13 protein-coding genes are annotated in these 15,019 nt (G+C 69.6%); 9 read left to right on the top strand and 4 right to left on the bottom strand.

Annotation, left to right across the window (positions count from 1 at the left end):
- Nucleotides 1–267: 267 nt before the first annotated feature.
- The 5 genes from ACFWP3_RS39740 (at nucleotide 268) to tpg (ending at nucleotide 6,215) form a co-directional block, all read left to right on the top strand.
- On the top strand, nucleotides 268–915 hold the full coding sequence (locus ACFWP3_RS39740) for a ScbR family autoregulator-binding transcription factor (protein ID WP_384231383.1): 648 nt from the start codon (nucleotides 268–270) through the stop codon (nucleotides 913–915).
- A 170-nt stretch (nucleotides 916–1,085) separates the two neighbouring features.
- Nucleotides 1,086–2,348: a ParA family protein gene (locus tag ACFWP3_RS39745; protein ID WP_384231385.1), complete on the top strand. Its 1,263-nt coding sequence runs from the start codon at nucleotides 1,086–1,088 to the stop codon at nucleotides 2,346–2,348.
- Nucleotides 2,345–3,286 carry a ParB/RepB/Spo0J family partition protein gene (locus ACFWP3_RS39750; protein ID WP_384231387.1) on the top strand — a complete coding sequence of 314 codons (942 nt, stop codon included), beginning with the start codon at nucleotides 2,345–2,347 and terminating at the stop codon, nucleotides 3,284–3,286. Before ACFWP3_RS39745 ends, ACFWP3_RS39750 begins: the two co-directional genes overlap by 4 nt.
- A gap of 112 nt (nucleotides 3,287–3,398) precedes the next feature.
- Nucleotides 3,399–5,657, top strand: a complete 2,259-nt coding sequence (tap, locus tag ACFWP3_RS39755; protein ID WP_384231389.1) for a telomere-associated protein Tap — start codon at nucleotides 3,399–3,401, stop codon at nucleotides 5,655–5,657.
- 3 nt (nucleotides 5,658–5,660) lie between these two features.
- Nucleotides 5,661–6,215: a telomere-protecting terminal protein Tpg gene (tpg, locus tag ACFWP3_RS39760; protein ID WP_384231392.1), complete on the top strand. Its 555-nt coding sequence runs from the start codon at nucleotides 5,661–5,663 to the stop codon at nucleotides 6,213–6,215.
- 198 nt (nucleotides 6,216–6,413) lie between these two features.
- Here the strand turns inward: tpg and ACFWP3_RS39765 are convergent, their stop codons facing one another.
- The 4 genes from ACFWP3_RS39765 to ACFWP3_RS39780 all read right to left on the bottom strand — a co-directional run bounded on the left by ACFWP3_RS39765 (nucleotide 6,414) and on the right by ACFWP3_RS39780 (nucleotide 11,506).
- Nucleotides 6,414–6,791, bottom strand: coding sequence for a DUF6009 family protein (locus ACFWP3_RS39765; protein WP_257559655.1), 378 nt, complete (start codon nucleotides 6,789–6,791; stop codon nucleotides 6,414–6,416).
- Between the two features lie 180 nt (nucleotides 6,792–6,971).
- The gene (locus tag ACFWP3_RS39770) at nucleotides 6,972–8,561 is read right to left on the bottom strand and encodes a phage/plasmid primase, P4 family (protein WP_384231394.1); all 1,590 of its coding nucleotides are present in this window, start codon (nucleotides 8,559–8,561) and stop codon (nucleotides 6,972–6,974) included.
- Nucleotides 8,558–9,601 (bottom strand): bifunctional DNA primase/polymerase, encoded by a 1,044-nt coding sequence (locus ACFWP3_RS39775; RefSeq protein ID WP_384231403.1) that lies wholly within the window; start codon nucleotides 9,599–9,601, stop codon nucleotides 8,558–8,560. The genes ACFWP3_RS39770 and ACFWP3_RS39775 overlap by 4 nt, the downstream gene beginning before the upstream one ends.
- An 819-nt stretch (nucleotides 9,602–10,420) precedes the next feature.
- Nucleotides 10,421–11,506 (bottom strand): NAD-dependent epimerase/dehydratase family protein, encoded by a 1,086-nt coding sequence (locus ACFWP3_RS39780; RefSeq protein ID WP_384231396.1) that lies wholly within the window; start codon nucleotides 11,504–11,506, stop codon nucleotides 10,421–10,423.
- Nucleotides 11,507–11,632: 126 nt separating this feature from the next.
- Here ACFWP3_RS39780 and ACFWP3_RS39785 point away from each other — a divergent pair, with 126 nt between their 5' ends.
- From ACFWP3_RS39785 to cpt, 4 genes are all read left to right on the top strand, one after another.
- A complete protein-coding gene (locus ACFWP3_RS39785; RefSeq protein ID WP_384231406.1) occupies nucleotides 11,633–12,370 on the top strand; it encodes an SDR family oxidoreductase in 738 nt (245 codons plus the stop codon).
- Between the two features lie 258 nt (nucleotides 12,371–12,628).
- Nucleotides 12,629–13,051 (top strand): hypothetical protein, encoded by a 423-nt coding sequence (locus tag ACFWP3_RS39790; RefSeq protein ID WP_384231399.1) that lies wholly within the window; start codon nucleotides 12,629–12,631, stop codon nucleotides 13,049–13,051.
- A gap of 363 nt (nucleotides 13,052–13,414) precedes the next feature.
- On the top strand, nucleotides 13,415–13,618 hold the full coding sequence (locus ACFWP3_RS39795; protein WP_030832902.1) for a cold-shock protein: 204 nt from the start codon (nucleotides 13,415–13,417) through the stop codon (nucleotides 13,616–13,618).
- Between the two features lie 153 nt (nucleotides 13,619–13,771).
- Nucleotides 13,772–14,305, top strand: a complete 534-nt coding sequence (gene cpt / locus ACFWP3_RS39800; protein ID WP_384231401.1) for a chloramphenicol phosphotransferase CPT — start codon at nucleotides 13,772–13,774, stop codon at nucleotides 14,303–14,305.
- Nucleotides 14,306–15,019 lie beyond the last annotated feature (714 nt).

A 15,019-nucleotide genomic window follows, 5' to 3' on the forward strand; every position in this document is an offset into this window, starting at 1 on the left:
CCCAACCCGATCCGATCCACCACCCGAGCAGCCATCGGACACCACCCCCTGCTATCCGTTGAACCGCCAAATCACCCCTATGTCAACGGCATTGCCGTTAACGCCGTTAACGCCCTCCCCCTCCGAGCCGGGACCGTTAACGCCGTTAACGCCCCCACGCCCCCCAGCGCGCTAAAAAGTACCTGTCGACTGGTTTTTTTAGCCGCGACCTGACTACATTGATCCCGCGGGAGCCGATCCCGCACCACCCCATCAGGAGACGCACACGTGGCACGGGCCAGGCAGGAACGGGCGGAAATCACCCGGCAGGCGATCCTGCACGGCGCGGCCATCGCCTTCGACCGCGCCGGCTTCGACGGCACCAGCCTCAGCGACGTGGTCCGGCACGCCGGGGTCACCAAGGGCGCCCTGTACTTCCACTTCCAGTCCAAGGAAGCCCTCGCCCGCACCCTGATGGACGAGCAGTTCCAGGTCTCCCAGGACGTCCCCGCCATCGAGGACCCCGGGCTCCAGACGGCCATCGACCTGACCCACCAGATGGCCTTCGGGCTGCGCACCAACGTCCGCATCCGGGCCGGCATCCGGCTGGTCGTCGAGTTCGGCTCGTTCACCCGCCCCGACCCCACCCCGTACAACACCTGGATCGACACCTGCATCAGCTGTCTGACACCGGCCCAGGAACGCGGCGACGTCCTGCCGTCGCTCAACGTGAAGGACGTCTCCACCTTCCTGGTCGGCGCGTTCACCGGCATCCAGGTCACCTCGCACGTCCGCACCGGCCGTGACGACCTCCACGCCCGGGTCGTCGACCTGTGGAACCTGGTGCTGCCCGGGATCGTCCCTGCAGACAGGATCTCCCAGTTCGACCCGGCGGGCTCGCCCGAGTGCCGGGCCGAACTCGCTCTGCCCGCCTGACGGCGTTTCCAGGGCGGCCTCGCATACGCCGTGGTGAACCACGGGGGTGCTCGCTACGGCGTGTGCGAGGCCGCCCTGTCGCGCATTCGGAGTCAAAAGCGCGCTAGTTCGTTAGCAAAACCCAAGCGTGGCGCCCACACGCACCCCTGAACGTTAGTAAAGTCCCTCCCATGACTTCACCCTCGTCTCAGAGCGACCGAGAGAAGGTCGTCTCCAAACTTCCCCCGTGGCTGCGCCAGGAGTTGAAAATCCGCACCGCCCAACTGCGGGTGGACATCCAGGATGCCGTCCACCAGGGGATCAGCCACTGGAGCGCCCTCGCCTCGGCCCCCTCCCCCGTCGACACCTCCGGCGCCGAATCGTTCTCCACCTGGCTCCCCGCCGGCCAGTGGGAGTCCTTCCGCACCGACTCCAGGCACCGCGGCGTCTCCCTCATCCAGGGACTCGCCCAGGCCGTCAGCCTCTGGCTGGAGCTGAACCCGGCCCCGACCGTCAAGCGGCCCTCCGTCGTACGCCGCATCATCGTGTGCAACCAGAAGGGCGGAGTCGGCAAGACCGCCATCACCGCCGGCACGGCCGAGGCCCTCGCCGAGGACCCCGCCAGCCTCCACCCGGTGCGCATCGCCCGCCAGCTCGCCCGGCTCGCGGCGGACGAGGAACAGCACCCCGACCCGGCCCCGGTCGCCAACCCCCTGGACCTGGAAGACCTCCCGGGCCTGGGCATGCGCGTCCTGCTCATCGACTTCGACCCGCAGGGCCACCTCACCAAGCAGCTCGGCCAGCAGCCCCTCCCGATCGGCGGCGACAGCCTCACCTGCCACATGGCCGGCGAGGCCAAGGGCCCCCTGTCCGACCTGATCGTCCCCATCACGGACGAGCGGTTCGGCGACCGGCTGCACATCCTGCCCGCCTGCACGGACGCCTTCCTCCTCGACGTCCGCCTCTCCACCGTCCGCGCCCGCGAAGCCGCCCTCGAACGCGCCCTGGCCCCCGTCGAGTCCGACTACGACGTCATCCTCGTCGACTGCCCCCCGAGCCTCGGCCTCAGCATGGACGCCGCCATCTACTACGGGCGCCGCCGCGACACCGAACAGCCGGGCGCCTCCGGCGCGCTGATCGTCGTACAGGCGGAGGACTCCTCGGCCGACGCCTACGACCTCCTCACCTCCCAGATCAACGACCTGCGCGACGACCTCAGCCTCGACATCGACTACCTCGGCCTCGTCGTCAACCTCTACGACGGCCGCCGCGGCTACATCGCGACCTCGTCCCTCCAGGCCTGGATGGACATAAAGGATCCGCGGGTCGTCGCCATCGTGCCCGACCTCAAGGAACAGCGCGAAGCCGTCCGCGTGAAGCAGCCCCTCTTCGTCTACGCCCCCAAGGGCGACCAAGCGGTCGCCCTGCGCGCCCTCGCCCGGGAGATCTCATGAGCAGCAAGGCCGACAAACTCGGAGTCTCGGCATCCTTCGCCCGAGCCCAGCCGGTCGGCGTCAGCTCCCGCCGCGCGGCGATTGCGGAGGCCACCGGCGCACCCACCTCCGGTGTGGTCCCCCCGTCCGAGGTCCCCATCGAGGCCCTCGCCCACAACCCCTTCAACCTCCGCGAAGACCTCACGGAGATCGACGAGCTGGCCCAGTCCCTGATCGCCCGCGGCCAGCTCCAGCCCCTCGCCGTCGCCACCCGCATGGCCTTCATGGAGGCCCACCCGGGCGCCACCGACGGCCTGGGCCGCGCCCCGTACGTCGTGATCGACGGCAACCGCCGCCTGGCGGCAGCCCAGCTGGCCGGCCTCAAGACCCTGCACATCCACGTGAACGACGCCCTGTCCGCATCAGCGGCCGACATCCTCGAATCGGCCCTGATCGCCAACGTCCACCGGGTGGACGTGGCCCCGATGGACCAGGCCCGCGCCCTCCAGGAACTCGTCGACGTCCACGGCTCCCAGGCCCAGGTCGCCAAGCGCCTCGGCAAAACGGCCGCCTGGGTCTCCCAGCGCCTGACCCTCCTCAACCTCACCCCGACCCTTCAGGAGAAGGTCGAGACGGGCGAGCTCAAGGTCGAACCGGCCCGCCGCATCGGCCGCCTCCCCCAGGAGGCCCAGGAAGCCGCCGCGGAAGAGACCCTCCACACGGTCAATCCCCCCCGCCAACGCACCCCCCACCCCGTTAACGCCGTTAACGCCGTTAACCCTCCCCCCTCCCCCACCCCCTCCACCCCCGCTCCACCCACTGCACCCACCCCCTCCACCCCCACCCCCCGCATCACCATCTCCACGATCTCCCCGGAAACGATCGCGGACGCCCTCACGGCCCACCTCACCCCGGACGACCTCAAGGCCGTCACGGAACTCCTCATGAGCCGCATCTGAAGGGCACCACCCACGCCGGGGGCGCTGACGGCATTAACGCCGTTAACGCCCCCACGTGTGTTTCATGTGCGTTCAGCGGTGCGATTCGCATAGGCTGCGCTCGGAGGTACCCATGCCGAACGAACAAGAGAGCCTCTTCGCAGCGGTCGACGCGCTGCTCGAGGAAGCCGCCCAGGACCCGCTCCCGGACCCGGACGAACGCAAGCGCCTCCGCGAGGCAGCGGGCCTGAGCCAGGACCAGATCGCCAAGGCCCTACTCGTCCGCCGCGAAACGGTCACCTCCTGGGAAACGGGCCGCACCTCCCCCCGCCCCCCCAAACGCGCGGCCTACGCCCGCCTCCTGGAGGGCCTCTCCACCCTCCACCCCATTAACGCCGTTAACGCCGAGACTCCCCCGGAGCCGACCCCCACCATTAACGCCGTTAACGCCCCCACACCCGCGGCCCCCATTAACGGCGTTAACGCCGTTAACGCCGAAGCACCCCCCGCACCCCCGCACCCCCTCCCCCCCACCGGCGCCGGGGCGCAGCCCCCAGCCCCCACCGCCGACGCAGTCGCAGCCACCCCCACCCCCGCGGGGTCTGGGGCGGAGCCCCAGTTTCGGGAAGGGGCGGGTAGGGGAACAGCGCCGCAGGCCCCGACACCGGCCCCCGCCCCCGCCCCGGCCCCCGCCCGGACCCAAGCCCCCGCCCCCACCCCCGGCAGCCCCACCCCCCTAGCCGTCCTGGACGGCACCGGCCAAGCCCACACCACCGGCGGCCTCATCCTCGACCACCCCACCAAGGACCTCCCCGCCCTCATCACCTGGGCCCTCGGCCCCACCGCGAACCTCCGCTCCCCCCGCCTCCACCGCAACGGCAGGGACGGCGACCCCCTCCTCGTCCTCACCCCCGCCGCCGTGGAGCAGCTCGGCCTGCCACTCACCCTCGAGGACCGCCGCGGCCTCCACCTCCCCGACAACCACCCCGTCATCAAGCAGCTCACCAAGAACAAGTGGCAGCTCACCCGCCGCGGCTTCGGCCCCTGGGCCCGCATCTACCGGCCGGCCACCCCCACCACCGGCCGCCAGTGCGTCCAGCTCGCCGTCCTCCCCTGGGGCGCCCTCGACCCGCGCGCCTGGGGCGAGGACACCGCCGACCTCCCAGCCCCCGACCTCGCCGCGCTCCTCACCACCTACGCCACCCGCGTCCTCACGCCCCGCGGCTCCACCGCCGTCACCGGCCTCGAGCTCATGACGGCCCTGCGCCCCCCGACCCGCGCCGCCCGCAACCCCGTGACCAACACCTGGGAGTCCGCCCCCGTCGCCGGCTCCCTCACCCAGCCCGTCGACCCCGCTCCCCCGGAGGCCCCCGACGAGCACCCGGTGGTCGCCGCCCTCTACCCCCGCTCCCACCAGCGCACCCCGGACCAGGTCCTCGACGAGGAGGCGTACGACTGGATCCGCGACCCGGAGCTCCTCACCGACGCCGAATGCGCCCGCACCCACGCCGTCGGCATCGACGTGAACATGGCCTTCGCCGCGGCCGCGAACCGCCTCACCGTGGGCCTGGGCCCCGCAACGCACCGTACGAGCCCCCGCTTCGACCCGAAGACCCCCGGCTGCTGGCTGGCCGACCTCTCCTCCCTCTCCCTCGACCCCCGGCTGCCGAGCCCCTTCACCCCCCACGGCAAGCCCCCGGCCGGCCCCGCCTGGTACGCCACCCCGACCCTCGCCTACGCCCAGGAGCTCGGCCACGAGGTCCACCCCACCGAGGCCTGGCTCCGCCTCGACCACGGCCCCTACCTCGACGCCTGGTACACCCGGCTCCGCGACGCCTACATGGCCACGATGGCGGACCTCGGCATCACCCCGGCCCTCACCGAGGAGGCGTTCCTCGAGGCGATGGCGGCCCGCTCGGAGCACGAAGGCCCCGTCCCCGCAGCGGTCCTCTCGGCGATCAAGTCCACCGTCAAGGGCGGCATCGGCAAGCTCCGCGAACGCCCCCAGGGCGCCGGCTACCGCCCCGGCGAACGCTGGCCCGCCCTCGAACGCCCCACCTGGCGCCCCGACATCCGCGCCGCGGTCATCGCCACGGCCCGCGTCAACATGCACCGCAAGATGAACAAGCTCGCCACCACCGCGGGCCTGCACCCCGTCGCGGTCCTCTCGGACTGCGCCGTCTACCTCTCGGACGGCCCGAGCCCCCTCGACTTCCTCCCCCGCACCCCCGAGGGCAAGCCCCTCCCCGGCGGCTTCCGCATCGGCGTCAGCCCCGGCATGGTCAAGCACGAGGGAACCCAGAGCCTGCTCTGGGCCGTCCAGATGCTCGACGAACACCTCAACCCCGCCCGCCACATCAAGGGCCACGACGCAGCGGCAGACGGCGAGTAATCCATGTCAGAGATCTCCGACAGCCTCACCAAGGCCGACACACTGCACTTCACCCGCCCGATCCCCAAGTCGGCGGGCGCCCAGATGCGCTTCCTGCTGAAACAGCTCAAGACCACCCGGGCCGTCGCCACCGCCCTCGGCATCTCCCAACGCACGGTCGAGCGCTACGTCAAGAACCAGATCAGGCAGCCCAAGCCCGAACTCGCCACCCGCCTGGAGACCGAGGTGCGCAGGCGCTGGCAGCCCCTGGTCCGCAAGCGCGCCCGCGACCGGGCCGCGACGGCCACCGGCCTGGTCATCGAAACCCGCGCCCGCTTCGGCTTCACCGCGGCCCCCGGCACCACCGACGACGGCCGCATGCGCCGCATCACCCAGCACCTGCCCCCGGAGTACGCGGCCCGCCTCTTCGCCGCCCAGGAGTCCGGCGCCGCCGAGGCCCGGCTGCGCGAGATCGCGGCCGAGGCCCTCCAGGAGATCTACTTCAAGGACAACGGCGCCCGCGCGACGAGCCTCCTGGTCGAGTTCACGGACATCGACTACGTCGACTTCGCCTTCTGACACGACGCGGGGCGGCCGGCGGGCACACGACACGGGACCCGCACACGAAGAGACCGAAGGGACTCAAGGGACCGAAATTCGCCATTGCCTTCGAACACTCCCGGCCACCCCGCCCCGACGGAAACCGCGGATCCCCGGCAGGGCCCGAAACCCGCCCGGCAGGGACCCAAGGGACCAGAGGGACCGAAGGGACCGAATTCAGGCAACAGTCGGCGTGGACAGCCCGCGCTGCGAGCGCTCCGTCTTCCTGCCGACCTGCCGGGGCTCGATCGTCCGCGGGTCGACGGCCTCGCCCGGCGCGCCCTCCCGGTACAGGCCGTGCGGCTCGGCGTCCCGGTCGTGCGGCAGGAGGTAGAAGACGCGCCGCTTCTGCAGACCGCTGTCCGGGTCCGCCTCGGCGGTGTCACCGAGCTCGGTGAAGCCGATCATGCGCCCGTCACGGTGGTAGCGCGGCTTCCCCCTGCGGCGGGGAGTCTTGTCCAGGGCCTGGCGCACGTAGTCGAGCTCTTCGGGGTCCTCCAGCCACACCACTTTGTCCTCGTGGGCGAGATCGCTTGCTGTCAGTAGCGAGCTCATGGCCTGGGTCCTTCCTCGTTCACGTCGGCCCTTCCGGGCCCCTGGTTCCTCCACGCCGCGAACGGCGCCGATTCCGGTATGCGACAGGGCCCTGCGGGCCACAGCCGACTGGTGGGTCTGTTCATCGTCCTTGTCCATCGTAGGCGTGCCCGCCCCGGGGCGGGGGCACACGTCGGCCAGTCAGGTCGTGCTTGCCCTGTTCGCCTCGCGCGGCGTCGGCTCTTCGTCGGCGAGGAGGGCCAGGCCGGGATAGAACTTCTGCCCGTTCGAACGGAGCATCTCATTGGGCGAGGCGACGCCGACCTCGGCGCGGATGCGCGTGGCGAACGCGCGCGTGGTCGCAGGACGCAGCCCCTCACCGTCAAGACACCAGGCACTGTAGGCGCGGTAGAGGGCTCCCTGCTCGACCTTGAGGTCTCGAGGATCGGGCAGATCCGCCCCGGTCGTGCAGCATTCGCCGAGAAACCGCCCGATGTGGTCCTCGGTGGTGGCGTACGCCTGGGTGGCCGTACGCACCACACTCGGCCCGGTCAGCGCCGGTTTGCCCGCGAGATAGGCCTTGGCCCCCTGGATCATCCAGTGGAGGATGCCCGGCCCCTCCTCCTGGACGAGCGCCTCCGCCAGGTTGTCGATCTTGCGGTGGTCGGGGACGACCTTCTCGAAGGGGATCAGCCTGATCCGCCGCCAGAACGCGTGACCGCCGGTGCCGACCTCGGGACGGTGGTTGCCCAGCAGCCACAGCTTGTGCGTCGGCTCGAAGCTGAAGAAGTCCTGCCGCATGCGCCGCGCCTTGAGCCGGTCACCACCCGTCAGGAGCTTGACGCGGGCCTCGTCGAACTTGTCGTGCGGCTTGAGCTCGCTGCAGACGAACAGCCGCCGGCCGTGGAGTTCGGTCAACTCGGTGGAGTGCTCGTTGAACTTGCCGCGCTCCATCAGGAAGCCCGGCGGGGCCACGTCCGCGTAGTCGCCGAGGATCTTGATCACCACGTCCAGCAGGGCCGACTTGCCGTTGGCGCCGACCCCGTAGAGGAAGGGCAGGACCTGGCCGCCGACGTCACCGGTGATGGAGTAGCCGAGCAGGAGATGAAGAAAGTTGATCATCTCCTTGCCCTTGTCGTCGTCGCCGAAGGTCTGCTTGAGGAACAGGTGGAACCGGGGCGTCGGCATGGCCTCCGGCGCCAGGTGCGTGGCGCGCGAGTGCAGGTCCCGGGTCGGGTCGGGCTTGTGCAGATCGCCCGTACGCAGGTCCACGACACCGGCCGGGGTGCACAGGGCGTACTTGTCGCCGTCCAGGGTGTCCGGGTCCAGCGCGAGCTCGGGCGACGCCTTCGCCTGGGTGAGCATGGCCTTCACCCCCGACGTGGACATGGCCCGCTTGCGGTGGTGCGCCAGCTCCCGGTCGGTGAAGAAACCACGCGCGTCGTGGACGGGCAGGTCCTCCGCCATGTCGCCGGCCGCCCAGATCGCGGCCTTCTCCCCGCCCGTGCGCTTCCACCTGTACTCGTCCCACACGTACCAGCCCAGTCCCTCCACATGCCGGAACCGGTTGTGGTGGAGGTGGGCGAACAGCTTGGCGTTGCCGCGGTCGGTGAGGTTCTGCAGCAGGCCCGACGAGATGAAGTCGCTGCCGCCCCCGGCCGCCTGTGCTCCGCCCTGCTTCGGCTGCGCGGGCAGCCGCCGGCCCGTGGGCGCGGCGGCCTCCGTGGTGAACGCGGCGAGCTGTTCGGCCGCGGCCTGGGCGTTGAACCCCGTGCTTCCGGCGCTGCTCATGGGCGTTCCTTGGGGTGGATCGGTCGGTCGCTTCCGGCGCGGAGCCCTGCCTCGACGATGAGGACGTTCCGGCGCGGCTGGTGGGGTCGTGCGTGGTCGGCGGCTTCCAGGAGCAGCTGCCGGCACTCCCCGGCGGTGAGATGGCCCCCGGCGACCAGCCCCCCGGCCGTGAAGGCGGCCCTGTTGAGCTTCTCGCTGAACGCGGTGCCCTCAGGACTGGCCCCGCAGGCCCGCACCTCGTCCAGCAGGGACCCGAGCACGCGCCGCCCGGCCTGCCGGGGGCCACGACCTCGCGGGGGCCCCGCAGAAGCCCTCACAGGCCCCTCTGAGGCCGCTACGGGGGCCACAGCGGCCGTTTCCACCGTGTGGCCGGTACGGGAGAGTTCGGCGGCGAGCCAGAGCGGCAGGGCGGCGGGCAGCCGGGCCCCCGGCAGCGGCTCGTAGACACCGGCGGCCGTGCGCGTCGTGGGCGCGACGATGTAGCCGCCGACGGCACGGACATCGACCTGCCAGGCGAGCGCCACCTTGGAACTCGAGCCGCTGGAACACCGGAACCCCGGGCCGCCGCGCGGCGCCCGGTACCAGACGTGCATCCCTCCGGACGGGGTGCGCACCCGCAGGGTCGAGGTGTCCTCGCAGGGGTTGGGCCGGGAACGGTACGCGGCCAGGAGCGCCAAGGTGTCGAATCCGCTCTGCAGTCCGGTCAGGTCGACGCGGTCGTCGATGGGGATGCCGGGCAGCAGCCGCTGCCGGTCGGGCAGGGTCTCCGTGTGCGCGTCGACGTCGATGACCACGAGCCCGGCAGGCCCGCACGACACCCCGATCCCGAAACCGGGCTCGGCCTGCCACCACTGGCGCACCGTACGGAGGTCCGTGGTGGCGGCGTGGAAACCGTGGCACCAGCGGCCCTGCGAGGGGCACAAGCAGTCCTGCGGGGCATGGCGGCTCCCCCGGCAGTCGGCACAGTTCGGGGCCGGCGTCTTGGTCCCTGGGGCCAGCGGGTGGACCGGATACCCCTGCGAGGCCATCCAGACCGCCACGTCCAGTGCCGTCCCGCCAGTCACATCTCGTGACGGATGCTCGGAATAGACGGGCACTGGCTCTTCCTTGACGCGCGGTTAGGGACGATTCCTCCCGTCCCGGACCCTGCACCTCAGGGACCAGAGGGACTGAAGATTCACTATCTCGGAGATTACCGCAGAGGTACCGGCCGGTCGGGCTCGATGTCCGCTGTATCGAGACTTGAGTCCCTTCAGTCCCTCGGTCCCTGAGGTTCTACGCCGGTACGTCCCCCCACGTTCTCTCTTCCACCCCACTGCACTCCCGGGCGTGTCGCACCCCCCACGAAGACGCCGCACCACCCCCCCTCAAGCCCAAAATGACCGATATAGAACGGTTCCATCCCCAGGTACTGAAGCCCCAGACCCTCGTTCAGTCCCTCCACGTTCAGTCCCTGGACAAACATGCAGGTCAGAGACGTACAAGCCAAGACTCAGGGACTGAAGGGACTCAGAATGACTACTTCCAGTCCTCATGTGTGTGCGTGTATGCGCGCGCATATAAGAAGACCGCATGTGTATATGTGGCTCATAACTACGAAGTTGAGTCCCTTCAGTCCCTCAGTCCCTGAGCGCACCCCGCTGACCTGCAGGTTTATGCAGTGACTGAAGGCACAGGGACCGAAGGGTCCGAACCGCCCTTCAGCCCCTTGTCAGGGAGGGAGCCCCGAGGGAGGGCCCCACCCCCAAAAAACCCACCCAGGGACTGAACACCCAGGGACCGAACACCCGGGAAGCCACCAATCGCCAGAGAACCCCGAAAACCCAACAGGGACCGAACCCCACCAGACGACGGCCCACTCACCCAGAGCCCGGCCGCCCCAGGTACTCCCGATACCAAACCGCCGCCCCGTCCAGGCAGGCCAACGGCCCGGGCCCGGGCGGGCAGCCGGCCGCCTCCCAGATCCCCGCGCTGTCGTACCAGTGGTCCTGCGCGAGCATCCAGAACTGGCGCGGGCTCATCCGGCTACCCGAGGCCACCAGCCGCTCCAGGCACTCCGCCTCGGAGAGGTCCCGGTCCACCGGCGACAGAACCCCCCGCCCGGTGAGCGCCCGCACCAGAGCGCCCGTACGCACGGGCTCCGGATGACTGGCGTGCCAGACGCTCCCCCCGTCCGGGCCCTGGCCGAGCGCGAGACGCACGATGAGCCGAGCGAGGTCACCGACCGCAACCAGCGACAGCAGAGCGCGCCCACCTCCCCACATGGCGCCGGTGGCCTCCATCAGCCGAGCCAGCCCGGGCACGACCCACCGATCGCCGGCGCCGATCACCAGACTGGGCCGAAGCACCACCGCCCCCGCGGCCAACGCAGGCCCTTCCCCCGCCAGACGCGTCCGGCTGGTGACCGAGACGGGCGCCGGAGCGACACCGTCCACCGGAATCCCCCGATGAGGTCCCCGGCCGTAGACGGCCGCGGTGGACAGGTGGACGATCCGCCCGACACCCGCCCTGCGCGCCTGCGCCATCAACGCCGCGGTCCCCTCGATGTTGACCGCGGCACACTGACGCTCGTCGGAGCCGATCACCGAAGCCAGATGGAGCAGCACATCGGCTCCCGCACAGCATTCGGGCAAGGACCCGGGATCGGACAGGTCGGCCCGGACCCACTCGTCGGCAGACCCGGCCGCTTCCGAGGTCACCCGGCCCACCACCCGCAGGTGCAGCGAGGCGGAGTCCGGCTCCTCGTCCCTTACCCGGGCGAGTTCGGACATCACCGCCGTACCGATGAAGCCGGTGGCGCCGGTGATCACTACTCGGAGCGGTGCTCCCCGCAGCAGGCTCGGCTCGGTCATCAGTCCACCGATCATCTCGAAAAACCGGACGTCCGGGATTTTACTGCGGTAGATCCGTAGGCTTGGTCGACAACCAGTCATGCAATCGACCACGAGCCCACCAGGCTCAGGTCCAGAACGGCGCATACCTTGACGTACTCCCCCACACCCCGGCCCGACTCCCCGAAGCCGCAGACCCAGGCGAAAACCGCGGCCGGCCGGCTCGCGGGCCGAACCGCGCTGGTCACCGGTGCCAGTCGCGGCATCGGCCGCGGTATCGCCGAACGCCTGGCTTCCGACGGCGCGCTCGTGGTGGTCCACTACGGACAGAACAGCGCCGCGGCCGACGACGTCGTGACCTCCATACGCGCTGCCGGAGGCAACGCCTTCCCCCTCCGCGCCCCGCTCGGCGTCCCCGGCGACGCCCAGGCCCTCTACGCCACCCTGGACTCGGAACTGGCCCGCCTCGGCATCGAGCCCGGGCTTGACATCCTTGTCAACAACGCTGCCGTCAGCGGCTCGGCGAGGATCCACGAAGTCACCCCGGAACTGATCGACAAGATCTTCTCGGTCAACGTCAAGGCACTCCTCTTCATCATTCAGGAAGGCCTCACCCGCATGCGGGAAGGCGGGCGGATCGTCAACATCTCCTCCGCCGCCACTCGCATCGCCTACCCGAAGTCCGTCGTGTACTCCATGAGCAAGGGCGCGATGGACACCCTCACCCTCACCCTCGCCAAGGAGCTCGGACCCCGCGGCATCACGGTCAACACCGTCTCTCCGGGCTTCGTTGCGACCGACATGAACGCCAAACTCCGCACCACCCCCGAGGCAGCCGAAGACCTGGCCCGTCTGTCCGTCTTCGAACGCATCGGCGAGCCCGCCGACATCGCCGGCATCGTGGCCTTCCTCGCGTCCCCGGACTCCCGGTGGATCACCGGCCAACGCCTCGATGCCTCCGGCGGCTCCCAACTCTGACCGCCGTTGCCCTGCGAATCCCAGAGGAAGGCCGACAGCGGATGCATGCCCACACCAACAACACACGCGTAGTGACAGACGTACGCGACCGGACGCAACGCCTCACCCCAATCTCTATCCCGCCTCCAAAACGAGTCAACCTCGAAGTCACGCCCCCCCCGCGACGCTGAAAGGTCTTCCGAACCCCGCCCTCATGGAGACCCACCCGGCGACCGGCACAGAATCCAGGTCCTCGGTCCACCGGTCTAGGCTCCGGCCATGACTACCGCCCAGTGGTACGTCCTCATCGAGGAGGACACCCGAACGACTCGCAGTGCTGACGGCGTCGTCCTGAAACTGCACCGCTGGACCCTGTCCGCCAGCCACCCCGTGGCCGGCCCGGAGGACCAGGCCCTGGCCGTGGCAGAGGACGCGGCCCTGACCTACATGCCGTCCTTCCTGGCGAACTACGCGACTCCAGGGGACAGCCCTGCCCGCCGGGCCTTCCTCACCCCGGACGGCACCTGGCTCGTCCACCTGAAGCAACGTCACCGCGAGTGCCACATACGCGTGAGCACGGCCCGCCTCGTCCACACACAGGAAGAGACCCAGGCACCCCCACCCGAAACCATCAAGCAGAAGCTCCGCCACGCCCTGGAACGCCACACCCCATCCGACACCCGATGGACACCCAAGACCTAGGCAGAGGCCGAGAATCGATCCCTCCGGCCGCCGAGGCATGATCTCGAACATGACCGAACCGAACCTGGCCCTGCTCTCCCAGATGTGGGAAAAGTACATGCAGGCACCCTTCCCACCCACCATGGGCCGTCGAGTGATCGAGGGTGAAGACACGCGACATGGCTGCACTCGCAGCCGAAACAACGGCCACCTCCTGAGGGAAGCGGTACTCGAAACGCAGGTGACCCCAGGGGCAGTGGTCGGTCGTACTCGCCCTCGTCCCGTTCACTCCCGGGTGCTGTTTTCGCCTGCGCGGCGCGGGGGAGTATCGGTTTGCTGCCGGCCGCGGAATTCGCGGGCCGGGGCGGATCGGGAAGGCGTGTCATGGCTCAGGGAACTGTGAAGTGGTTCAACGCGGAGAAGGGCTTCGGGTTCATTTCGCCGGATGACGGTACTCCGGACGTGTTCGTGCATTTCTCCGAGATCGATGCGTCCGGGTTCCGGTCGCTCGAGGAGAACCAGCGGGTGGAGTTCACCACCGGCCAAGGCCCCAAGGGCCCCCAGGCGCAGCAGGTCCGCCCCATCTGACCCCTTCTCCCCGCACTGCTTGCCGCCCTGGTCACGCACGGCGCCCCCGTGCGTGGCAGGCGCCAGAACAGAACGACTCCGGACTGCGGCAGCGGATCAGCACGTGGCCGATATTCACTGCGTGCCGCGTAGGAGACGCCATACCGTGGCGCGGTGACGACTCAGGTGATCATTCTCAACGGTGGTTCCAGCTCGGGAAAGTCAGGCATCGTACGGTGCCTGCAAGCCGTACTGCCGGATCCATGGCTGGCATTCGGCTGCGACTCGTTCGTCGACGCTATGCCCGCGAGGATGCAGGCGTCGGACGAGGGCATCGTGTTCGCGGCAGATGGCGGCGTGAGCGTCGGGCCGGACTTCCGGGCACTGGAGGCAGCCTGGATGGAAGGCGTCGTGGCGATGGCCCGCGCAGGCGCCAGGATCATCATCGACGAAGTCTTCCTCGGCGGAGCAGCATCCCAGCAACGGTGGCAAAAGGCTCTGGGCGGACTGGCCGTGCTGTGGGTCGGCGTCAGGTGCGAGAGCACGGTCGCCGCCGGCCGTGAGATCGCACGAGGAGACCGCATCCAGGGCATGGCCGCAGCGCAGGCGGATGCAGTCCACCAGGGCGTCCTCTACGACCTCGAGGTGAACACGACACACACCGAATCCCTGGCCTGCGCACGAACCATCGCCACCCACATCAACTAACTACCAGACCGGCCCGGGCAGCGTCAGACGGGGGGTTGCCTGGGCCGACAAATGAGGGTTGCGGGTACGGCAGGAAAGCCGACGGAGGGGGATCGGCTGGAGGATCGGAAGCACGCTTGGGACACCCAGCTCCTTGAGGGGCGACGAGCGTCTTACGCCAGGTTCAACGCCGCTGCTCGCAGTGCCAGAGACGCGATGGTGTCGTGCATCGTCGAATTCCGCGATGCCGGGCGGTTCGAGCCGGAGACCACTACTGAAATGGACAGCGTCTGGGCGGCCCATGTTGCGCAGCACGCGGAAGCACAGATGAGTGTGTCTGACGAGGTACTCGTTGCCCTGGGAGCGGTCAACGGGTCCCTTCGACAGATGTACGGCCTTGTCCAGGGGCTGCGAAGGGGTACCTCGGATCGAGAGGCCGCTCTGCAAGAGCTGGACATACTCAGAGGTGAGTTGTGGGGTCGGCTGACCGCGGCCAGGGACGAGATGCGAAAGGACCTCGGAATCGCCTCCAGTACATGGCAGCCGGGCACACAACAGGAAACCTGGTAGTCGACGACGCAAAGCCGCAACGCCAGAAATCCTGACAAGGCGGGCGGTCATGCGACCTGCTGGGCGGGGACTAGGTGTATTGCCCGGTGAGGTTGGGGACACGGCTGGCGGGTGGTTTGCCTGCGAGTGCGGTGTGTCCGCGGTGGTGATTGTAGGTGTGCAGCC

Source organism: Streptomyces sp. NPDC058525, assembly GCF_042719495.1.
Classification (GTDB): domain Bacteria; phylum Actinomycetota; class Actinomycetes; order Streptomycetales; family Streptomycetaceae; genus Streptomyces.